Origin of the sequence: Neobacillus sp. NPDC097160 (assembly GCF_044762155.1) — a bacterium.
In the GTDB taxonomy this organism is placed as follows: Bacteria; Bacillota; Bacilli; order Bacillales; family Cytobacillaceae; genus Neobacillus.
This window is the reverse complement of the sequence record NZ_JBIWDU010000007.1, coordinates 34963-56345: the sequence shown is the minus strand read 5'-3', so window position 1 is coordinate 56345 and position 21383 is coordinate 34963. Positions and strand designations below refer to the sequence as shown.

Genomic DNA, 21383 nt, shown 5'->3' with positions numbered 1-21383 from the left:
AAAGTTGTGCTTAGATTGGTCCAACCAGTACAACCAGAAGAAACTTCAATATTTAGCAAGGTTAATAGCTAAATTATGTATAAATGATAATTATTTCCTAAGGAGGATCACACAAACCGATCATGATAGTGAAAATGAATAAAAAAGAGGTATGGAAATGAGTGAGGCCTTATATTTAGACATCGTGGCTGACATTGAAAAGAAGATTATTGAAGGAACTTTAAAAGAAGGAGATAAATTACCTTCTGAAAGAGAAATGTCAAAAGAACAAAATGTTAGTAGACATGTGGTTAGAGAGGCATTTAGAGTACTTGAAGAAAAAGGATTTTTGTACATCCATCAAGGCAAAGGAGTATATGTCATTAAACCCCAAGGAGATATTGTTACTGAATCTTTAAAGAGAATTCTTCAAAATGATCAAACTAGTGCAGAAGATATTCTTGAGGTCCGTGAGTTTCTTGAAGTTTCAATTATCAAAAGAGCTGTTAATAGAGCAACAAAAGAGGATATAGATAGGTTAAAAGAATTATACAAGAGAATGGAGGATAAGAAGAATATTATTTCGGAATTTTTACTTGAAGATTTTAATTTTCACTTGACTCTTGCAAATGCTACACAAAATAAAGTATTTGTAGTATTAGCAAAAACATTTTTTGAGCTTACTGGAAATTCGTTATTTGATGTAACAAAATACACACAAACTGTAAAAGTAGCACTAGAACACCATTGGAATTTAATCAACGCCATCGAAACAAGAGATCAAAATGCTGCTGTGACAGTAATGAAAGACCATATGAATGAAATTAGAAATGAATTGGAAATGCTTCGAAATATGAATTTGTTTTGAAGACAGTAGCAACTATTTACTGTGTAGAGATGTCTTTGAAAAGAGAGACAAATAATATTGTTTGTTTAACCCCTTTTTATACGGTAGGTTTAATGAAAAAGTCCTATTAAATTTTTTAGTGAGGAGAATGTTAATGAGAAAATACAGAATATTTTTAATAGTTTCCGCATTACTAATGTTAACTATTGCTATGTTGGGTTGTACAAATTCTTCTAGTGGTTCGAGTGAAAAAGAGGAGGGAGATAAGATACAATTATCTTTCTTTCACCGATTTGCTGACGGAGCGAATAAGCAATATTTTGATAGTGTAGTTAAAGAATTCGAAAAACAAAATCCTAATGTAAAGATCAAAATATCTAGTGCGATTAATGATGATTATAAACAGAAAATTAATGTGTTATTAGGCAGCAGTAATCCACCTGATATTTTCTTTGCTTGGAGCGGAGAGTATGCACAAAAATTTGTTCGTGGAGGCAAAGCGTTAGATTTAACCCAATATACTAAAGAGGGAACTGAGCTTTCTAAGCAAGTGGTAACTTCACAATTTGGCCCGTATACATTTAATGAAAAAGTTTATGGTGTACCAATTATCATGGATGGGAAGGCGTTCTTCTACAACAAAGAAATATTTAAAAAGCTTAATTTAGAAGTGCCAGCCACTTGGAATGATTTTATTGGCACATTAAAAATAATCAAAGAAAATAATATTACACCAATCGCTTTTGGAAATCAATCAAACTGGGCTGTGGGACATTACCTAACAACGTTGAATCAAAGAATTGTTGATCCAACAGTCCTTAAGAACGACTATGACCGTTCAAAAGGAGAATTTACAAATCAAGGTTACGTAGATGCATTAAATAAAATTCAAGAATTAGAGCCTTACTTTACACAAGAGCCAAATGCTGTAACCGATGATTCAGCTATTAATGCATTTGTTAATGGAAAGGCCGCAATCTACTATAATCAATTCAATCAAATTCCGTATATTAAACCAGCAAAATTTGAATGGAGTTGGTTTAACTTCCCAGGAATTGAAGTCGGAAAAGGTGATCCAAAAGAACTTACTGGTGCTTCCCAAGGATTTATGGTTTCTTCAAAAACGAGAAATCCAGACATGGCCATTAAATTTTTGAATTTCCTAACATCTAAAAATGAAGCTGAAAAAATGGTAAAAGAAACCGGAATGGTAAGCTCTTCTATCGGTGCGGTTAATGAAAATAGCGCAGATGACAAAATGATTGAGGTTGTTGAAACCATCAATCAGGCTACTGGAATGAATGTCTGGTTAGATACAGCATTAGATAGTAAAATCGTCGATGTTTATTTGAATGGTGCCCAACAAATGATGAATAAGGAAAAGACAGCAGAGGAAGTTATGAAAGAAGTTCAAAATGCAGCTAAAAAGGTTCGAGAATCAACTGAGTAAAATAACAAAGGAGTAAAGTGGAAATTTCCACTTTACTCTCTTCAATGGAGGGTACGTGATGGTAAGTAAAAAAATAACTCCATACCTCTTTCTTGTTCCGAGTCTAATATTGGTATGTCTTTTTATATATTACCCATTAATTCAAAATATCAAATATAGTTTCTATGAATGGAATACTTTTTCAACTATTAAAGAGTTCATAGGTATTCAAAATTATCAAAAGCTATTAGAAGACAAGATTTTTTATCAGTCATTAAAAAATAATGTCCTTTATGCCATTATCTCAATGGTATTTCAAATTGGCGGTGGACTTGTGATTGCTGCCATTTTAGAAGACACTGTCTTTAAAAGATTTTCAACAACATTTAGAACAATGTATTTTATACCCGTGCTTATTTCTACTTCTGTCATTGGCTTACTATTTAATTTCATTTATGATCCTGAAGGTCTATTAAACCAATTTCTTCAATTAATTGGATTAGGGAGTCTAGTAACTGGATGGCTAGGCAATAGTGAGACAGCTATTTATGCAGTGATAGCGATGTCACAATGGCAAAGCATTGGATATGTAATGATGCTCTTTATTGTTGCAATCCAAAAAATACCACCAACTCTTTATGAAGCAGCAGTACTAGATGGTGCATCGAAAATACAGATTTTTTTCAAACTTACCGTTCCAATGGTAAAAGAGACGATGATTGTTGCATCCGTTATTACATTATCTGGTGCCTTTCTAGTCTTTAATCAGGTATACATTTTAACGAATGGTGGACCAGGTCAGGCAACAGAAGTATTAGGAACACAATTATTTCATAGCGCTTTTATAAATGGTGATATGGGATATGCCTCAACAATTGCGAATATCATTTTTGTCATTACCTTAATTTTATCTTTCTTACAAATGAAGGTATTTAAAACTGGAAAGGAGTGATGAATATGGATGAGCGTTCAATTTTAACGACGACTGATTTGATTACAGTAAGCCCGACGTTAAAATCGAGAAAATCAATTTTTTCTCGTATTAAAATCGGATTTGTTTCATGTATTTTGTTGGCCTATTTTGTATCTATTGCCTTTCCGTTGTTATGGATGGTCATAAGTTCTTTTAAAGAAACCACAGCAATTTTCGGGGATTCATGGGGCCTCCCAAAAGAGTGGTTGTTTCAGAATTATAAAAATGCATGGAATCAAGGGATATCTAAGTATTTTTTCAATAGTATTTTTGTAACCTGTCTCACTTGTTTATTAACGGTTTTATTTAGCGCATTTACAGCTTATTCTCTGTCAAGATTTGAATTTAAAGGAAAAACATTCTTTTTCTTATTATTTGCTGCGGGATTAATGTTTTCTCCGCAAGTAAGCTTGATTCCACTTTATCAGCTTATTCAAGACATTGGAATCTATAACACGTATTGGGCCTTGATTCTTCCGTACGTTGCCTATCAAATTCCACTGTCTGTTTTGTTATTTCGTGCTCACTTTATGAGTATTGATAAAGAATTAGAGGAGTCAGCCTACCTAGATGGATGTACAAGTATGGGTGTTTTATTCCGTGTCATTATACCGCTTAGCATGCCTATTATTCTTACTGCTACTGTATTAACATCTTTCTTTGCATGGAATGAGTTTATGTTTTCTCTTGTTTTTATTGATGATGATGCATTAAAAACAATCCCAACAGGGTTACTCGCTTTTAGAGGTGCGGTGAGTACCAATTGGGGAGTTATGCTGGCTGGATTAACATTATCAGCATTACCCATTATTTTATTGTTTATCTTCACTCAGAAATACTTTATCAGAGGTTTAGCAGATGGTGGAGTGAAAGGATAATTAAAATCTTATCAGTTTGACGATACTGAATAGCTGGCAATTACGATGAGTGTGGTTGAAGCAGAGGCCCTGGTACGTAAAAGAAATATGATCCATCGAAATCATTTTAATTTACTAATTATAGAAGGAGAGATTGATATGTTGAATTTTGATAAAAGTAAGTATTTGGAAGTTACAAAAGGGGCTTTATCATTACGAGAACAAGCCGAATTTATTATTGATGAAATTTCAAATAAAGGATTTAAAAATATCTTTTTAATTGGCTCTGGTGGTTCTATTGCTATTATGTATCCGTTTGAATACATATTAAACTCAACATCAACAAAACCTGTTTATGCAAAAATAGCAGCTGAATTTATGCTAATGAATGATAAGCATTTTGGTGAAGAATCACTTGTTATTTTGTCATCATTATCTGGAACAACACAAGAAACCGTTGCTGCTGCTAAGTTTTGTAAGGAAAAAGGTGCGACCACAATTGGATTAGTTGGATATGAAAAAACACCTCTAGGTGATTTAGTTGACTACAAGCTGGTTAATTTTTGCGAAAATGACTTTGCATCTGATTCAATTAATCTACAGTTATACATCCTTATTTTTAGACTGATGCATAATAATAATGATTTCCCTGAATATGATAAGTTTGTTTCTGAATTACAAAGTATTCCTGAAAAGTTAGTTGCTGTGAAACATGTTGCTGAAGGTAAAGCAGAGGAGTTCGCCCAAAAATATAAAGATGAAACATATCATATGGTTGTAGCTTCGGGTAATTTATGGGGTAAAGCATACTCGTATGCAATGTGTGTATTAGAGGAGATGCAATGGATTCGCACCAAAACGATTCATGCAGCTGAATTTTTTCACGGTACATTAGAACTAGTTGAAGAGGATACAAGTATACTTGTTTTGAAGGGCGAAGACGAAACCGTTCCATTAATTGAGCGAGTTGAAAAATTCGCTGAAAAGTACACCAATAAATTAACCGTATTTGATACGAAAGACTATGAAATGGACGGAATTAGTGAGCAATTTAGAGGATACCTTTCACCACTTATAATGGGTACAGTATTGCAGAGACTAAGTGTTCATTTGGAGGATAAACGAAATCATTCTTTAGATTTAAGAAGATACTATCGAACTGTTGCCTATTAATCCATCATCCAAATAATTAAAGAATAGAGCTGTTGAGAAATTTTCGACAGCTGATTTTATTAGCGACTAACATAACCAAACATACGAAATGAGAGTGAATTTATGAAACTAATAGCGGTTGGTGATAATGTAGTAGATTACTATGTTGATCAGGAGAAAGTTTATCCCGGTGGAAATGCATTAAATGTAGCCGTTTTTGGCAAAAGATACGGTGTAGAAACAAGTTCTTATATTGGAATAATAGGTAATGATCATGAAGGGGATCATATTGAGCAATCATTAATAAAAGAAAAAATTAATGTTTCGAGAATAAGGAGAGTAGTTGGTGAGTCAGGGATTGCTAAGGTCAGATTGTCAGAAAATGGTGACCGAAAATTTTTAGGATGGAATAAAGGAGGAGTTCAATCACTTGTCAAAATTCAACTTACTCCTGAGGATTTGCAATTTATTCATTCACACACACTTCTTCACACAAGTGTTTATAGCAATCTTGAAAGTGAACTTCCAGGTTTGAGTAAGGACATTTCAATATCGTTTGATTTCTCTCAAGTAAGGGAAAAGAAATATTTAGCAGCAACTTGTCCTTACCTAGATTTCGCTTTTTTCTCCGGCAGTGACTTAACGAAAGAAGAATGCCTGGAATTCATCGAAACGGTTCATCATTTGGGTGCTAAAAACGTTGGAATAACAAGAGGTGAACATGGTGCTATTTTTTCAGACTCTAAGCAACTGTTTGAACAACCGATTGTACAAACGAAAGTCGTCGATACATTAGGAGCGGGGGATTCATTTATTGCTATGTTCTTAACAAAATATTATGAATCTAAAGATATAGAAATTAGTTTAGGAAAAGCTGCTAGAGCAGCTGCAGTTACCTGCGGTTATTACGGTGCTTTTGGTTATGGCTTATCTAAGAAGGAATGGTCTGAGAGCATTGGTAGATCGTCAAACTAAATCCACGCTAAAACTCTAAAAATCATGGGAGTCTGCCAACTAATTTAATAAAAGATTTGATGGACTCTCGTTCTTTATATTTAAAATGATATATAAAAAATTCTGAATATTTATAATTGAAATCATATATGATTTGGTATATGGTAAGATATATAATATATACTATAATTAACATTAAATTTGAGTAGATGATGGGAAGGAGTTTGGCAAAATGTATATTAACGGAGAATGGATCAAAACGAATGGAACCATTGAGGTGTTTAATCCGGCATCGGGTGAACTAGTGGATAAAGTTTACACTGTGGGAATTCATGAGACAAAGGATGCAATAGATGCAGCAAAGGAAGCATTTAAGGAATGGTCCCAGCTTCCTGTAGACGATCGTGTAAATTATTTACATAAAACAGTGGAAAAGTTAACAGAGCAGCGTGAGCATTTAGCCCAATTGATTACGACAGAGATGGGAAAATCTATACACAATGCACGCTATGAGGTTCAGAGTACCATATCATTTTTTCAATGGTTTGCCGAGGAGTCACGCAGGGTATACGGTCGAATTATTCCTGCTTCTGCACCGAATAAACGTATTAATGTAACGAAACAGCCAGTTGGAGTGGTTGGCGCAATAACACCTTGGAATTTCCCCTTATCCATGACAGCAAGAAAGCTTGCACCAGCATTGGCAGCAGGATGTACTGTCATCCTAAAGCCTTCCAAAGAAGCGCCTTTATCATCCGTTGCACTCTTTAAAATCTTTGATGAGGTAGGATTTCCAAGAGGGGTAGTCAATCTTGTTATGGGAAATTCTGATAAGATAGTCGGCACCTTGATGGAAAGTAAAGATGTACGAAAGATTTCCTTTACTGGTTCAACAGAGGTAGGAAAAAAACTTATTCGTCAATCGGCAGATACTGTTAAAAGAGTATCGATGGAATTAGGGGGACACGCTCCATTAATCGTATTCGAAGATGCAGACATCGATTTAGCGATTGAGGGGGTTATTCAAAGTAAATTTGCCTCTTCCGGTCAGCAGTGTGTATGCACTAACCGAATCTATATTCATGATAATATCTACGATGATTTTTCCGTGAAACTTAAGGAAAGAGTCTCGCAACTAAATGTTGGGAATGGCATTCATGAAACCATTCATATTGGACCACTTATTAATGAAGGGGCCATAGCCAAAATGGAAGAGCAGGTTGAGGATGCCTTGGGTAAAGGGGCTTCAGTTCTTTATGGGGGCGAAAGACTAACAGGTGGTGAGTATGATAAAGGCTTTTTCTATTGTCCTACCTTATTGCTAAATGGCAAGGAAGGCATGAAGATTTTACATGAAGAAACTTTTGGTCCGGTTGTTCCATTAATTCGATTCTCTTCTGAAGAAGAAGTCATCCAACGAGCAAATGATATTGAGTATGGATTAGCTTCCTATTTTTATACAAATGATTTATCACGTATGTACCGTGTTTCAGAAAAACTAGAATATGGAATGGTTGGGATCAATGACTCCGCCCCATTCTCTGTTCAAGCACCATTCGGCGGAGTAAAAGAAAGTGGACTAGGAAGAGAAGGTGGCAGTGAAGGGATAGAAGATTATCTAACTACAAAAATGACATCTACTAGAATCCAATTATGATGCCTAATGAGGAAGATGTTCCAAGGTAAGGACAGTGGACGAAAATACGAAAAATGATAGTATTCCTAAATACGGGAATTGGCTTCTTTAAAAAGAGTTTCATAGTATTCCATAAACCTCCTCAAAAATCAGGTTGAGAAGGTTCTTTTTATTATTGATTTCCTGCGAAAAAAAATAAGGGCATCGATTTCCTCGCTAGTAATCTTTAGGCAATTTCTGTATCACTTAGTGCAGCTGCCTTGTTCACTTCGACAATCGTTCCTACCGCTGTAACTAATGGATTCTTTGTTTGCTAATCCCAACTGTATAATTCATCCATCTTATTCCTCCTTCCCATGTGATTTTAATAATGTTTTAATTCAATAATAATGTAAAATTTTAATTTGTTAATGTGTTAAAATATAAATTAATTTAAGGGATAGGAATCCTATAGATAGGACAATTCAACCTGCCAAAAATATGTTATAATTTTACAATGAGTTAGCATGATGCACAGGGACGGTTCCATGTGCTTCTTCCAACTTATAAAAGCATGGGAGCCTTCCCCTTGTTTCCGGCAGTTGGAAAACCAATAATAAACGTTGAAAATGGAAAGGCGGACGGATTGATGTCCCATAACGCGGATGATTCAAAGGTTTTAGAAGGTCAACCGGATTGGTTAAATAGTTACATTGATTCCCCGGAAAAACAAAAACAGTTATATAGACGGACGTTGTTAGTTGTAGTCATTTCCCAAATTTTTGGTGGTGCCGGACTCGCTGCAGGAATTACTGTCGGGGCACTGATTGCTCAAGATATGCTTGGTACAGATCGTTTTGCCGGAGTTCCAACTGCATTGTTCACTTTGGGCTCAGCAGCAGCAGCCTATCTTGTAGGGCGGCTCTCTCAACGTAATGGACGTCGGTTTGGACTTGCCGCAGGATTTTTGACGGGTGGAATTGGTGCTGTTGGAGTCGTGATTTCAGCATTATCGAATAATATTCTATTACTTTTTGTTTCACTATTAATCTATGGAGCTGGTTCAGCAACGAACCTACAAGCACGCTATGCGGGTACCGATATGGCCAAAACTAAACAGCGGGCGACAGCCATTAGTATTGCCATGGTTTCTACCACGTTCGGAGCTGTTGCAGGTCCAAACTTGGTTGATGTAATGGGGGGATTTGCGGCGTCAATCGGTGTTCCGGCATTAGCCGGTCCATTTATTCTGGCTGCCACTGCTTTCATTCTAGCCGGTTTGGTACACTTATTTTTCCTTCGTCCAGATCCTCTCCTAGTGGCGAACGGCCTTGCAGCAGTAATAAGCAGGGATAAGGAAGATCTTTCAATTGTGAACTCCAGCGACACTCAAAGGATAGAGGGGAGGGGTATCGTTGTTGGAACAGCATTAATGATTTTAACTCAAATGGTTATGGTTGGCATTATGACCATGACACCAGTCCACATGAGGCATCATGGACATGGATTGAGTGAGGTGGGAATGGTCATCAGTATTCATGTGGCATTCATGTACCTCCCATCATTTGTGACAGGCATTCTCGTTGATAAGATTGGCCGCTCAGCAATGGCAATTGCTGCTGGTGCTACTTTGCTTGCTGCCGGGGCTTTTGCGGCTATTGCACCTGCTGATTCCATGCTGTTTCTCATCATCGCACTCGCTTTGCTTGGGCTCGGCTGGAACTTCGGTTTAATTTGCGGTACGGCACTCATCGTTGATGCAACACATCCCTCAACACGTGCAAAAACACAGGGAACTGTAGATGTTTTGATCGCATTAGCTGGAGCGACTGGAGGAGCACTTTCAGGGATGGTTGTTGCCCAAACAAGTTATGCAACACTCTCCCTTGCAGGAGGCATTCTATCACTGTTATTGATTCCGGTTGTTATTTGGTCTCGTAAAAATGACTAAGATTATATTATTGTGTTATTTTGTACTTATATTTTTTTAAACTAATTCTAATTTATCATCTTCCTAGTTTTGGTTTATCCATTTATTTCAAATTGATTGGTTATATTCGGAGAATCATTTTTGAACATTTTATTTCGCTTTATTACTTTAGAATTAGATATTATAGGAGTTTCTAATCAAAAATAAGGAATTAAAGTAAAAATTTTCCGTCCGCTCTATCCTTTTGATAAAATTAATTTGAAACAAGTTAATTTGAGGGGGAGAAAAGGATGAGGGGTTTTTGCAAAGGTTGGATTGCCGTTTTATTTAGTGTCCTTCTGATTGTGGGGACACTGCCTTTTAGCGCTCAAGCTAAAGGGAAAACCGTTGATTATGAAAAGTACAGCCAGGTTGCCGTTGGAAAGGATGGAATGGTTGCGACTGCACATCCATTAGCGTCAGAAATTGGAGCTGAAGTGTTAAGAACAGGCGGGAATGCGATTGATGCGGCAGTAGCGATACAGTTAGCGCTAAATGTTGTTGAGCCAATGATGTCGGGCATTGGCGGAGGCGGCTTTTTGATGTTTTATGATGGCAAAACAAAAGAAACAACCATCATTAATAGCCGGGAGCGAGCCCCACAAGGAGCAACTCCTGATATGTTTTTAGATCAAAATGGACAACCAATTCCATTTGCTGAACGTGCAACAGGCGGTAAAGCGGTTGGGGTCCCTGGTACATTAAAAGGGCTCGAAACAGCTTTGGAAAAATGGGGAACCCGCCCAATGCAGCAGCTGATTGGTCCAGCAGTTAAGCTTGCAGATAAAGGCTTTCCGATTGATTCGGTATTAGCAGATGCTATTGCTGATAACAAAGAAATGCTTTTAAGGACAGCAGCCAAGGACGTCTTTCTTCCAAAAGGAAAACCATTACAAGAAGGAGATACTCTTGTCCAAAAGGATTTGGCAAACACATTTAAATTGATTCGATCTCAAGGTTCCGATGCTTTATATAATGGGCCGATAGCGCAAGCACTTGCAAGTACAGTTCAGAAATTTGGTAGTTCCATGACAGTCGATGATTTAAAAAACTATCATGTTACGATTGATCAACCAATCTGGGGTGACTATCAAGGCTATCAGATTGCGAGTATGCCACCACCAAGCTCAGGCGGAGCGTTCCTTTTACAAATGCTAAAGATTTTGGATGATTATCATCTTTCACAATATGATGTGAAATCATGGCAAAAATATCATCTGCTAGCAGAGACAATGCATTTAGCTTACGCAGACCGTGCGGCGTATGCAGGTGATCCTGAATTCGTGAATGTACCATTAAAGGGACTTTTACATCCTGAATATATTAAGGAACGTCAAAAACTCATCAGTCTCAATAGTGTTAACAAGAATCCAAAGGCAGGAGATCCTTGGAAATACGAATCCACTTCAGCGAATTATCAGTTGACAAAACAGCCTGATGATCGAAAATATGGAGAAACAACTCATTTTTCCGTTACCGACAGATGGGGAAATGTCGTTTCCTATACAACGACAATTGAACAATTATTTGGTACCGGAATCATGGTCCCAGGATATGGTTTTCTATTGAATAATGAATTAACTGACTTTGATGCAGTGCCTGGCGGTGCAAATGAAGTGCAGCCAAATAAACGTCCATTAAGCAGCATGACCCCAACAATTGTGTTCAAGGATGACAAGCCAGTTTTAACTGCTGGATCACCCGGCGGTGCAACCATTATCACATCTGTATTACAGACGATTCTCCATGCAATTGAGTATGATATGGAACTAAAGGCAGCGGTAGAGGAGCCAAGAATTTATACAAATAACTTAAACTCTTATCGTTACGAATCGGGTATTTCAAAAGAGGTAATGAATCAGTTAAATATTATGGGGCATAAATTTGGTTCTAGCCCTGTAACGATTGGAAATGTTCAGAGCATATTAATTGATCATCAAAATGGCACGTTTAAGGGAGTAGCAGATTCCAGCCGCAACGGAGCAGCCATTGGCGTTAATTTGAAGGGAAAATAGTAATAATTTGACCGAATCTTTGGGGTCAGTCTACCGATGAACTAAAACTTTAATGTGCGCCGGGAACTGACCCCATTTTTTCGATTATTATATCTTGGTATGAAGAATCTCACAACTCGTTTTTAAGAAGGTAAATGGTCATATCCATATCTGCCATACCCTATTGGATTGAAGTAGGTTTGTTTCCATTCATTGAACAAGTTCGCAAGTCGAAAGCTGTAACGTAAATCCTTGCAATTGCATTCGATGAGAACGGGATGTCCATTCTTTCTTAGCCCAATATCAAAACCGACATCGGCTAGACCCTCCAGTTCATTTCCTATTGGAATATAGGTTCATACTTATCAACTACAGGTATGTATCATAAGATGCGGAAATTTATATGGAGGTGGAGATTTGAATTTTAATCGAATCACCCCCCATACCATAAAATGCGTTTTACAAAACAAAGCACCGGAGATCCGCAGTGATGCCACCTTAGTACGTGACTTCTTTTTACATTGGGGATGCTGTGGAAGCTCATTTACTGGCAGCAGAAAAACTGGAAAGTGGGCAGCTAGCAGGAGAAGCATTTAATTTCGGCTACGAAAATCCGCAAATGATCATGGAAGTTGTTGAGCGGATCTTAAACATGATGAATAGTGATTTACAGCCGATTATTCAAAATCAAGATAGTTATGAAAACAAACATCAATTTCTGTCTACTCAAAAAGCAAAGGAGTTGTTAGACTGGCCCCCGGCTTATGACTTTGATTCCGGTTTAGAAAGTACGATAGATTGGTATCCGAAAGTACTTTTCCATCCAATAAGATCCTGTTCTTTTATTTAGTATGAATAGAACCAACTAAGACGGTGAAAAACTCACCGTTTTTTGAGTGTTATTGCCGAGGAGGACAAATCCTAAGGAAAAAAAAGTAAAAAAACTAATTGACAAACCGACCGTCGGTTTGTATTATAAAAATGAAAGATAAAGAAAATAAAAAGAGGTGTATGAAACGTGAAGTTTTCGTCTAAAAGAAAAGTGATCCAAATGATTGTTATTAGTTTGGTTATTAATGGTGCTATTCCGGTTGTAGTGTATAACTTGCTTACAAATTACTATTCAAGCTTTGTCTCATTGTTAATCGCAACATTAATTCCATTAGCTGATAATCTTTACCATATTGTGAAATATAAAAAAGCAGATGCATTTGGTCTATTTATGCTAACCGGTTTCATCTTAAGTTTATTGGCATTTGTGCTAGGTGGAAACGAACAACTCATTTTATTAAGGGAATCAATGGTCACAGGATTATTGGGACTGATTTTTATTGCCTCACTGTTCTTTTCTAAACCGTTAATTTATCATTTTGCCATTAAATTCAGTGCGGCGGATGCTGCTGAACAAAAGGGGAAGTTCCAGAAAAATTGGGAAATTCCATATTTTCGTACTGTCCTAAGAATCATGACTGCCATCTGGGGTATCGCTTTATTGGGTGAGGCGGTCGTCAAAATCATCCTTGTCTATGAATTATCCATCAGCACCTTTTTAGCAGTCTCACAACTTATTTTTTACAGTGTAATTGGAGCAGCTATTCTTTTTACTGTTGTGTACCGTCGATATGCAAAAGTACGCCTAGATCATCTAACCCATATTCAATAAGACAACTACTAGATTACGTAAGGAAGGTAATGAAATGAATCATTCAACGATCTACAATAATCAGAGTTTCCAACACATATTATCGGTCACTGAAGAAATCATTCTCGAAAAGGGTTGCCGTAATACAACATTAAAAGACATTATCGAAAGATCAGGTTTGTCAAAAGGGGCAATTTATCATTATGTCGAAAGTAAGGATGAATTATTTGGTCTTATCCTTCAATCAAAAATTGAAGAAATGAATGAAAAATTTCACATGACCATTACTCGTTCCATAAAAGAGGGATCCTCTAACCAAGGAAGTTTCAGCATGGTCAGTCAATTTTTTTACTCGCGGCAAAATGCACATGATATCGGCAATTTGATATTTATTTATTTGTTAAGTCAGGATAATGAGAAGGTCAGAAAAATCCTAAACGATATTTATAGGTACAGTAAAGATACGGGTGCGAAATGGATAAAAATGGGCCAGGACAATGGGGTAATTCCTGCGAATATTGATGCAGAAAAAATGGCAAAATTGATGATCACTTTTTCATACGGTCTAAGGGTCACACAAATTTTATCCACTGAGGAGACGGACAATGTGGATTCGAGTGATATATTTAAAGTAATCATGAAGACATTAACATAAATTTAAATTCCCCTCTTAAGGGGAATTTAAAAATAAAAACAAACCGACAGTCGGTTTGTTGGAGAGGTGACATCAATGGAAATTCAAGCGATTGAACTCATTGAATTAAAGGCAGTGATTCGATTTTATGCTGAAATTACCGCTGATTTAAGGAGAAAGGGGATAAATCAGTGGGATCGATTCTATCCCAATCGATTTATCGTGAAGTCTGATATTAAAATGGGCAATCTATTTGGTTTATCAACAGACAAAAAAATAATTGGTGCGGTCGCAGTTGATACAAATGAAAGCAAAAAATATCGGGAACTTAAATGGGAGGATGAAGATGGAAAGCCATTAATGATTCATCGATTAGCTGTTCATCCGGATTACCAAGGGAAGGGTTATGGAAAGCAGCTGCTCCAATTCGCAGAAGATTATTCACTTAGAAATGGATATTCAAGCATCCGTCTTGATGTATTTAGTTTAAATTCCGGGGCAGTGAAGATGTACGAACGGGCCGGTTATCAAGAAAGAGGGATGATTCGCTTTCCATTCCGGACAGCTCCATATAAATGTTTTGAAAAAATAGTTTAGAAGGGAATTAAAAAATGAATATTGAGTCAAAAAGAAGGCTAACGCTAGGGTTGATGTATTTTATTATTGGTTTGTTTCTCATTTATATTTTTGTGATGTTTTTGCTGAATGGTGTGGAGCAAGCTCCGATGGTTAAAGGGAAAATGAAGGACCATCATTTCTCATTGACAGGGTGGAAGTGGTTTTTCTATCCGCATATTTTATTAGGGACGATCTCGCTCGCAATTGGTCCGTTTCAATTAACAAAGAAAAGCCAACAGAACCCGAGGTTGCATAAAATGCTAGGAAAAATTTATGCGGTGGCCATTTTTATTAATATTCTAATGGTTCCATATCTCTCACTTTCTGCTACGGGAGGGATAGGTACGACGATTGCTTTTCTTGTCCTTAATCTCTTATGGCTATGGACCACTTCAATGGGTGTGATCAGGGCGACCCAACGAAAAATAAAGGCACATAAAGAATGGATTCTCCGTAGTTACGCGATTACTTGGGTTTTTGTCACTTTTCGGATTGTTGTCATTCCATTTTCATTATTTTTAGACAGCTCCCTTGCATTTCCTATCGCTGTCTATCTAGGAATTGGAATAAACCTGTTATTTATTGAATGGCGGAATCGGAAAAACAAAAAATATCCCAAAGTACAAGTACGCACTACGACTAAACCAGTTGTTTAGGAATTAGTAAGATCTGCAAAGGTCAGTCTGCCAGCGAACTAATGCTTTAACACGCCGGACTGACCCCTTTTTTTTGAATAAGCTCTATTAACAGCGTTGAGTGTTTGCTTTGGTTTTCCAAAATCGCTAAACGAATACTAGAATCATGGAAAGTGGTTAAATCTATCAAAGTTGTGGTAAATATACAAAAAGGATAGGAGATGATAGAATGGATGATCAAAAACACAGCTATTATATAAACATCCAATCTCATGAAATTGTCAGAGAGCCTTTCGACGTGGAATGGGACTTTAAAATTGAAGCGACCGAACCTCAAGTTGCCGTTTTGGAACGACTTTTTGATCGTAACGACGAAACTGACTTGGAAAGTTATATTCGATCGCACGTTCCCTTTCTTGAAGCTTGAACGCTCTGGGGATTGATACCATTTTGTATTTCATTCGTTATTTAAAGCTTTGTCCGAAGACTTAAGAGTTCAGGGAAAAATTGATGGTCGAGAACTTTTTTTAGATAGGTTACACCGGATGAGCCGCCTGTGCCTTGTTTATGCCCGATAATTCTTTCTACCGTGGACATGTGTTTAAAGCGCCAAAGCTGTTGTTGATTACCGATGTCTACGAGTTTTTCTGCAAGCTCATATAAATCCCAGTATTTGTCTGTGTTGCGATAGACGGTCAGCCACGCCTCCTCGACACTAAGATTAGGCTCATAATTTTGCGACCAATCCCGATTTAGCACTTTTTTGTCAACGGGTAATCCATGGACGGCGAGAGCAGAGATAGCTACATCATAAATACTTGGTTCGTGAAGTGACTTCTGCAAGCGCTTATATAGATCCACCTGATGTTTATAAACCGCCAGGGTGTGAGCATTTTTTTGTCCTAAAGCAAACTCAATGAGGCGGTTCTGATAGGACTGGAATCCGGAGGAATGCCCAAGTTTATGTCGAAATTGTATATAATCAGCCGGGGTTAAAGTAGTAAGGACGTTCCATGATTGGATTAACTGCTGTTGAATTCTTGAAACGCGCGACAGCATTTTAAATGATGGTTCCAAATCATTACGAAGAATACACTGAATCGCGGCATTCAATTCATGCAGAATAAGTTTCATCCATAACTCGCTTGTTTGATGGATGATGATAAACAGCATTTCATCGTGGTGATTCGAAAGTCGATGCTGAATGGATAAAATGGTATCAAGGTGAAGATAATCGCCGTAAGACATGTCTTTTTGAAAATCGGTTTGAATCTCTATTTCCAGCCCCGAAGCCTTTTTTGGCTCCCCACTATCCAGGTTCCCCATTTAATCATCCCCTTTATATAAGTCTATTTATCAAAAAAAAATAAATGCAGTGAGATTTCAACAACATGAAATCGACTGCATTTATTATTAGATTTTTTATAGAATTCAAAAAAAGTTTTAAGATAAACGTTGCCAATATCCAGAGTGATCAACCACCAAGGTTTTTTCAATGAATAAGTAGGCGGCATTCGTAATGGCTTGTGGTAACGTATCGCCTGTTGCCCGGATGTCATTAATAAAAACCTCAGACGGTCCATTTGTACTGCATTTATGACCAAACTCCTCTAATCTTTCAATAATTAGCATCGCATGACTAAGGTTTTGCTCAGGTTGAAATTCAGAATCATGAATGAAAATCCCCTTTTCATAATCATACCATCGATCCCATCTATTTAATTTCCAACCAAAGATTCTACGTGCTATTGAGTCTGTTTTGCTCATCTTCTTCTACTCCTTTTTTAAGTTTTTTTCATCGGATATCTTAAGTTCTTCTAACAGATAACATCTTTTCCGTGTTTTTTTTATTATATAACAGTTTATTAATTTATATCATATTATATAACACAACTTGAAAAACGACTACATTTTTTGCATTTTTTTAAAAAATAATTTTTTGCAATTTCTAAATATAGAGATGAAAATATGAATAGATGATTATGAACATGAATTTAAAGGGAGTTTTCAAATGAACAGTAAAACGAAATGGAATACGAAACATACAGAACGCGTGAATGATTTAAGTGAATCTGCCCCGAATCCCAGATTAAAAAAACTGAATGCTTATCTGAAGGGTGGTCAAGCACTTGATCTTGCTTGTGGCCTTGGCGGAAACAGTTTATTCCTTGCACACATGGACTACAAAGTCCAAGCAATCGATATATCGGATGTCGCGATCAATTATTTACAAGAACAGGCTACAAAAAATAACCTCAATATCCACCCTCGGGTGTGCGATTTGACGGAAATGAATAATCTGCAATGGCAACCCAGTTCTTTTGATCTGGTTATCATTACTTATTACCTTGACCGCACGCTTTTCCCCATTATGAAAACCATTATTAATGAAAATGGTTATTTTTTCATGGAAACTTTCAGTCATTCACCTGAAACTGAGAATCAGGGGGTGTCTACTAAATATAAATTGCAGCCTAACGAGTTATTGGCTGAATTTGGCAATTGGAAAGTACTCTATTTTGAAGAAAATGAACAAGAGGGACGGCAAACAATTTTTTGCCAAAAACAATGAAGGGGCACAAACAGTCGATGAAATAGGCGGAAATGATGTAGTAGTGAATACCCTTGACCAATAAAGTGCTTTAACAAAAGAAACAGGCTGCCATTTAGGGAGTCTTTTCTTATGCAACAAACGGGTGAGTTCGTATTATTCTATAGTTCAGCCAGAATTCCTTCTTCAAAGTGACGATAGGCTTGAATTGACAACTGACGAATAAATTCATCATCTATTTAATAGGATTAGCTATATACAAGAATTTTAGAATAGTATTCCTTCACAAACGATAATTTTTTCCTTCTTGCTGGTTAAAAAAAATAAAAGGAGGGTGACATGATTAAAGTAAGAAACCTTATCAAGTCTTTCGGTAAACAAATGGTTTTAAACGGTATTGATCTATCCGTTTCTAAAAAAGAGGTTGTCGTAATCATTGGTGCAAGTGGTTCCGGGAAAAGTACGCTGCTTCGTTGTCTCAACTTTCTTGAAATGCCTGATCAGGGAGAAATCATGCTTATGGGGGAAATCATCAACCCTGTCAAAACCAATCTCAATAAGGTTCGTGAAGAAGTCGGAATGGTTTTTCAACATTTTAATCTTTTTCCACATATGAATGTGATAGAAAATGTCATGGAAGCACCTATTAACGTAAGGAAAATGGACAAGGCACAAGCTAATGAAAAATCGATGATGTTACTTGAAAAAGTGGGCTTACGTGATAAAGCAATGGCGTATCCAAAGAATCTATCAGGCGGGCAAAAGCAACGGGTTGCGATAGCTCGGGCCCTTGCAATGGAACCACGCATCATGCTTTTCGACGAACCGACATCTGCCCTTGACCCAGAATTAGTGGGAGAGGTTCTTCAAGTGATGAAACGGCTGGCTACTGAAGGAATGACCATGGTTGTGGTCACACATGAAATGGGCTTCGCCCGGGAAGTTGCCGATCGTGTCGTTTTTATGGGAGATGGAAAAATCTTAGAAGAAGCACCGCCAAATGAATTCTTTATCAATCCGCAAAATGAGAAAGCAAAGCAATTTTTAAACAAGATTCTTTAAATAATCAGGAGGTTACCATGAAAACAAAATGGAAGTTAGGGCTGTTCGTCTCTCTGTTAGTGGTTTCAATTATGTTGACTGCATGTGGGAATTCAGAAAAAAGCAATGGAAAGGACCAAAAGGAATTTCATTATGCAATGAGCGGGTTGTATAAGCCATTTAATTATAAAGAGAATGGTAAATTAGCAGGATTTGATGTAGAAATTGGCGAGGCGCTAGCTAAGAAAATGGGCATGAAGCCAGTCCCAGTAACAAACCCTTGGGAAACCCTGATTCAAGGATTAAAGGCGAAGAAGTATGATGCCATACTTGCTAGTATGACGGTCACAGATGAGCGGAAAAAATCTGTGAATTTTACTCATACCTATTATCGTTCCGGGGCACAAATTTTTGTTGCAGAAAGCAGTCAAGATATTCAATCTCTGGCTGATTTGAAAGGGAAGAAAATCGGGGTTGTAAAGGCAAGTACCTATAAGGAAATAGCCGTGCAACAAACAGATCATGACAATGTGGTGGAGTATGACAGCGATATTACTGCCCTTATGGATCTGCCAACCGGAAGGCTGGATGCAGTCATTACGGATCAAATGGTCGGATTGCCAATCATTAAGGCTGGGACAATCAAGATTAAAGATGTTGGAGAACCGCTCTCCCATGATGACCAGGCAATTGCTGTACGAAAGGAAGACAAGGAACTGCTTGAAAAAATTAATAAAGCTCTTGATGAAATCATCAAGGATGGGACCTATGAGAAAATAAGCAATAAATGGTTCGGGCGTAGTATATTGGGAGAATAGGAGGGTGATAAGGGTGTCACTCGTTGACACTCTTAAATAAAATATCGAGAGGGTGATAATCATGATACAAATCTTCTTAGACACCTACGATGTATTCATATACGCTGCCCTTCTTACCCTAAGGCTAACGATTACATCATTAATAATCGGCTGCATGATTGGACTCATCATTGCTTTTTTCAGAATCTCCACTAATAAATGGCTAAACAAACTAGCAACTGTCTATATTGGTTTAATTCGGGGGACACCCTTGATTGTTCAAATTGCGATTCTTTATTTTGGAATTGCCTCCATCGTCACATTTTCCCAGTTTTGGGCCGGTGCTTTAGCATTAGCCATTCATAATGGGGCGTATTTCGCTGAAATTTTCCGGGGCTCGATCCAATCGATTGATCGCGGGCAAATGGAGGCCGCACGCTCACTTGGAATGACCTACCACCTTGCGATGAGAAGAATTATTTTACCACAGGCGTTCAAATTTTCCATTCCACCGTTAGGGAATCAGTTTATTATCGGATTAAAAGACTCGTCTTTAGTCGCCTATGTAGGGATGGCCGAATTATGGGGTTCAGGACTAAGCGAAGCAGCTTCAAATTATCGTCAATTGGACACGTATATCGTAGTTGGAGTTTATTATTTGGTGCTTGTTATGCTTTTTACGTATCTACTTAAAAAATTAGAGGTACGGATGGACATTGATTCAAAACAAATATCATAGCTAAAAGCGCAAGAACCCTTGCGCTTTTCGTATGAATATCTATTCTACATTTTTATTTAGTATTTGATGGAAAGGGCACTGTGATAATGAGGTTTCATCGTCCCGTAAAAAATATTGCCTCCACTCGTAATTGTCAGGGTTTCCATAGCTGTTTAAATCAGGATGTATCATAATAGAATCATAATTTTCCAGCCTTTTTCGAATTTGTTCTTTAATCCTTTTTGCTAAGGTCTCGTGCTTAAGAAATTCCTGTAAAACCCATCTAGGCGTGATCGCAAGCATAAAATAGTCAAAGTATCGGCTCTTTCTATTCTGGTGGGAGGGGGTCGCACAGTACATAAAGAGCGGCTCCCCATTGTAACAGAACTCCCAAATTGGGTTATGCGGATCGAAGGGTATATGATTTGGCCATTCCATTTCATCATGCTCACATAAACGCCGCAACTGTTGCCAGAACAATTGTTCAAACATTTCAACTGTATGCGTCTTTTTCAAATCTTGGGGTGTTTCATAAAAAATAATAAGCGAGGTAAAATCCCCATACTCTTTTGCTGTCTTTGTGTAATCTCTCAACAGTAAGACAACATCATGCATAGCAGATGAGGTTCTGGGATCACCAACAAAACCGTAACGAAGTTGGTTTGTGTTGAATCCAACAGTAGCTGGAATACATGGAAATGGCCGTTTTTTATCCTTCATTCTAGCTTCGAATTTTTCCAAAGCTGTTTTTTCCCATTGTAGGAGTTGGTTCCGTTGAAATGCAGAATGATCGTATAATCCCTTAATCATTATCACCCCCTAATGGCTCATTCAGTATATTCAGGGGTGGTTGAGGTAGGTGAATGTCCAGATCAATATGGGCTTATACCAAAATTTTTGAAGGGAGTGAAACCAAAATTTAGTACGAATTTTCATTTTATTGTATAGTAAATTATGTATCTAACACGTTTTGGAAAA

At 37.3% G+C, this 21383-nt stretch carries 22 protein-coding genes and 1 pseudogene; 19 read left to right on the top strand and 4 right to left on the bottom strand.

Annotated elements, in window-relative coordinates:
- The first annotated feature begins 157 nt into the window (after positions 1–157).
- From ACIQXV_RS11540 to ggt, 9 genes are all read left to right on the top strand, one after another.
- Positions 158–847 (top strand): FadR/GntR family transcriptional regulator, encoded by a 690-nt coding sequence (locus ACIQXV_RS11540; protein WP_402958878.1) that lies wholly within the window; start codon positions 158–160, stop codon positions 845–847.
- 133 nt (positions 848–980) lie between these two features.
- Positions 981–2276, top strand: a complete 1296-nt coding sequence (locus ACIQXV_RS11535) for an ABC transporter substrate-binding protein (protein ID WP_402958877.1) — start codon at positions 981–983, stop codon at positions 2274–2276.
- Between the two features lie 58 nt (positions 2277–2334).
- Entirely contained in the window at positions 2335–3207 is an 873-nt protein-coding gene (locus tag ACIQXV_RS11530) for a carbohydrate ABC transporter permease (RefSeq protein ID WP_402958876.1), read from the top strand.
- A gap of 5 nt (positions 3208–3212) precedes the next feature.
- The gene (locus ACIQXV_RS11525; protein ID WP_402958875.1) at positions 3213–4106 is read left to right on the top strand and encodes a carbohydrate ABC transporter permease; all 894 of its coding nucleotides are present in this window, start codon (positions 3213–3215) and stop codon (positions 4104–4106) included.
- A 45-nt stretch (positions 4107–4151) separates the two neighbouring features.
- Positions 4152–5258, top strand: coding sequence for an SIS domain-containing protein (locus ACIQXV_RS11520; RefSeq protein ID WP_402958874.1), 1107 nt, complete (start codon positions 4152–4154; stop codon positions 5256–5258).
- 102 nt (positions 5259–5360) lie between these two features.
- Positions 5361–6212, top strand: a complete 852-nt coding sequence (locus tag ACIQXV_RS11515) for a PfkB family carbohydrate kinase (RefSeq protein ID WP_402958873.1) — start codon at positions 5361–5363, stop codon at positions 6210–6212.
- Positions 6213–6423: 211 nt separating this feature from the next.
- Entirely contained in the window at positions 6424–7848 is a 1425-nt protein-coding gene (locus ACIQXV_RS11510) for an NAD-dependent succinate-semialdehyde dehydrogenase (protein ID WP_402958871.1), read from the top strand.
- A gap of 607 nt (positions 7849–8455) precedes the next feature.
- Complete coding sequence (locus tag ACIQXV_RS11505; RefSeq protein ID WP_402959248.1) at positions 8456–9757, top strand: MFS transporter; 1302 nt, start codon at positions 8456–8458, stop codon at positions 9755–9757.
- A gap of 269 nt (positions 9758–10026) precedes the next feature.
- Complete coding sequence (gene ggt / locus ACIQXV_RS11500) at positions 10027–11790, top strand: gamma-glutamyltransferase (RefSeq protein WP_402958870.1); 1764 nt, start codon at positions 10027–10029, stop codon at positions 11788–11790.
- Positions 11791–11912: 122 nt separating this feature from the next.
- Here ggt and ACIQXV_RS11495 read toward each other — a convergent pair whose 3' ends face one another.
- A complete protein-coding gene (locus tag ACIQXV_RS11495) occupies positions 11913–12101 on the bottom strand; it encodes a YheC/YheD family protein (RefSeq protein ID WP_402959246.1) in 189 nt (62 codons plus the stop codon).
- 25 nt (positions 12102–12126) lie between these two features.
- Here ACIQXV_RS11495 and ACIQXV_RS11490 point away from each other — a divergent pair.
- From ACIQXV_RS11490 to ACIQXV_RS11465, 6 genes and pseudogenes are all read left to right on the top strand, one after another.
- A pseudogene (locus ACIQXV_RS11490) lies at positions 12127–12619 on the top strand (NAD-dependent epimerase/dehydratase family protein); the annotation flags it as partial.
- A gap of 168 nt (positions 12620–12787) precedes the next feature.
- On the top strand, positions 12788–13432 hold the full coding sequence (locus ACIQXV_RS11485) for a VC0807 family protein (protein WP_402958869.1): 645 nt from the start codon (positions 12788–12790) through the stop codon (positions 13430–13432).
- Positions 13433–13466: 34 nt separating this feature from the next.
- On the top strand, positions 13467–14066 hold the full coding sequence (locus tag ACIQXV_RS11480; protein ID WP_402958868.1) for a TetR/AcrR family transcriptional regulator: 600 nt from the start codon (positions 13467–13469) through the stop codon (positions 14064–14066).
- Between the two features lie 75 nt (positions 14067–14141).
- Positions 14142–14642, top strand: coding sequence for a GNAT family N-acetyltransferase (locus tag ACIQXV_RS11475; protein ID WP_402958867.1), 501 nt, complete (start codon positions 14142–14144; stop codon positions 14640–14642).
- 14 nt (positions 14643–14656) lie between these two features.
- A complete protein-coding gene (locus tag ACIQXV_RS11470; protein ID WP_402958866.1) occupies positions 14657–15319 on the top strand; it encodes a DUF2306 domain-containing protein in 663 nt (220 codons plus the stop codon).
- 208 nt (positions 15320–15527) lie between these two features.
- Positions 15528–15725 (top strand): hypothetical protein, encoded by a 198-nt coding sequence (locus tag ACIQXV_RS11465; RefSeq protein ID WP_402958865.1) that lies wholly within the window; start codon positions 15528–15530, stop codon positions 15723–15725.
- A 41-nt stretch (positions 15726–15766) separates the two neighbouring features.
- Here ACIQXV_RS11465 and kynA read toward each other — a convergent pair whose 3' ends face one another.
- Complete coding sequence (gene kynA, locus ACIQXV_RS11460) at positions 15767–16624, bottom strand: tryptophan 2,3-dioxygenase (RefSeq protein WP_402958863.1); 858 nt, start codon at positions 16622–16624, stop codon at positions 15767–15769.
- 117 nt (positions 16625–16741) lie between these two features.
- Positions 16742–17065: a BC1872 family protein gene (locus ACIQXV_RS11455; protein WP_402958862.1), complete on the bottom strand. Its 324-nt coding sequence runs from the start codon at positions 17063–17065 to the stop codon at positions 16742–16744.
- Between the two features lie 244 nt (positions 17066–17309).
- On the opposite strand from ACIQXV_RS11455, the gene ACIQXV_RS11450 reads away from it, so the two are divergent.
- From ACIQXV_RS11450 to ACIQXV_RS11435, 4 genes are all read left to right on the top strand, one after another.
- Entirely contained in the window at positions 17310–17870 is a 561-nt protein-coding gene (locus tag ACIQXV_RS11450; protein WP_402958861.1) for a class I SAM-dependent methyltransferase, read from the top strand.
- Positions 17871–18188: 318 nt separating this feature from the next.
- Complete coding sequence (locus ACIQXV_RS11445) at positions 18189–18911, top strand: amino acid ABC transporter ATP-binding protein (protein ID WP_402958860.1); 723 nt, start codon at positions 18189–18191, stop codon at positions 18909–18911.
- Positions 18912–18928: 17 nt separating this feature from the next.
- The gene (locus ACIQXV_RS11440) at positions 18929–19708 is read left to right on the top strand and encodes an ABC transporter substrate-binding protein (protein WP_402958859.1); all 780 of its coding nucleotides are present in this window, start codon (positions 18929–18931) and stop codon (positions 19706–19708) included.
- 61 nt (positions 19709–19769) lie between these two features.
- Complete coding sequence (locus ACIQXV_RS11435; RefSeq protein WP_402958858.1) at positions 19770–20426, top strand: amino acid ABC transporter permease; 657 nt, start codon at positions 19770–19772, stop codon at positions 20424–20426.
- Positions 20427–20465: 39 nt separating this feature from the next.
- Here the strand turns inward: ACIQXV_RS11435 and ACIQXV_RS11430 are convergent, their stop codons facing one another.
- A complete protein-coding gene (locus tag ACIQXV_RS11430) occupies positions 20466–21215 on the bottom strand; it encodes a YqcI/YcgG family protein (protein ID WP_402958857.1) in 750 nt (249 codons plus the stop codon).
- Positions 21216–21383 lie beyond the last annotated feature (168 nt).

Bases quoted from the DNA above. Each gene is read 5' to 3' on its own strand.
- ACIQXV_RS11540 (WP_402958878.1), top strand. From the start codon at position 158: ATGAGTGAGGCCTTATATTTAGACATCGTGGCTGACATTGAAAAGAAG.
- ACIQXV_RS11535 (WP_402958877.1), top strand. From the start codon at position 981: ATGAGAAAATACAGAATATTTTTAATAGTTTCCGCATTACTAATGTTA.
- ACIQXV_RS11530 (WP_402958876.1), top strand. From the start codon at position 2,335: ATGGTAAGTAAAAAAATAACTCCATACCTCTTTCTTGTTCCGAGTCTA.
- ACIQXV_RS11525 (WP_402958875.1), top strand. From the start codon at position 3,213: ATGGATGAGCGTTCAATTTTAACGACGACTGATTTGATTACAGTAAGC.
- ACIQXV_RS11520 (WP_402958874.1), top strand. From the start codon at position 4,152: ATGAGTGTGGTTGAAGCAGAGGCCCTGGTACGTAAAAGAAATATGATC.
- ACIQXV_RS11515 (WP_402958873.1), top strand. From the start codon at position 5,361: ATGAAACTAATAGCGGTTGGTGATAATGTAGTAGATTACTATGTTGAT.
- ACIQXV_RS11510 (WP_402958871.1), top strand. From the start codon at position 6,424: ATGTATATTAACGGAGAATGGATCAAAACGAATGGAACCATTGAGGTG.
- ACIQXV_RS11505 (WP_402959248.1), top strand. From the start codon at position 8,456: ATGTCCCATAACGCGGATGATTCAAAGGTTTTAGAAGGTCAACCGGAT.
- ggt (WP_402958870.1), top strand. From the start codon at position 10,027: ATGAGGGGTTTTTGCAAAGGTTGGATTGCCGTTTTATTTAGTGTCCTT.
- ACIQXV_RS11480 (WP_402958868.1), top strand. From the start codon at position 13,467: ATGAATCATTCAACGATCTACAATAATCAGAGTTTCCAACACATATTA.
- ACIQXV_RS11475 (WP_402958867.1), top strand. From the start codon at position 14,142: ATGGAAATTCAAGCGATTGAACTCATTGAATTAAAGGCAGTGATTCGA.
- ACIQXV_RS11470 (WP_402958866.1), top strand. From the start codon at position 14,657: ATGAATATTGAGTCAAAAAGAAGGCTAACGCTAGGGTTGATGTATTTT.
- ACIQXV_RS11465 (WP_402958865.1), top strand. From the start codon at position 15,528: ATGGATGATCAAAAACACAGCTATTATATAAACATCCAATCTCATGAA.
- kynA (WP_402958863.1), bottom strand. From the start codon at position 16,624: ATGGGGAACCTGGATAGTGGGGAGCCAAAAAAGGCTTCGGGGCTGGAA.
- ACIQXV_RS11455 (WP_402958862.1), bottom strand. From the start codon at position 17,065: ATGAGCAAAACAGACTCAATAGCACGTAGAATCTTTGGTTGGAAATTA.
- ACIQXV_RS11450 (WP_402958861.1), top strand. From the start codon at position 17,310: ATGAACAGTAAAACGAAATGGAATACGAAACATACAGAACGCGTGAAT.
- ACIQXV_RS11445 (WP_402958860.1), top strand. From the start codon at position 18,189: ATGATTAAAGTAAGAAACCTTATCAAGTCTTTCGGTAAACAAATGGTT.
- ACIQXV_RS11440 (WP_402958859.1), top strand. From the start codon at position 18,929: ATGAAAACAAAATGGAAGTTAGGGCTGTTCGTCTCTCTGTTAGTGGTT.
- ACIQXV_RS11435 (WP_402958858.1), top strand. From the start codon at position 19,770: ATGATACAAATCTTCTTAGACACCTACGATGTATTCATATACGCTGCC.
- ACIQXV_RS11430 (WP_402958857.1), bottom strand. From the start codon at position 21,215: ATGATTAAGGGATTATACGATCATTCTGCATTTCAACGGAACCAACTC.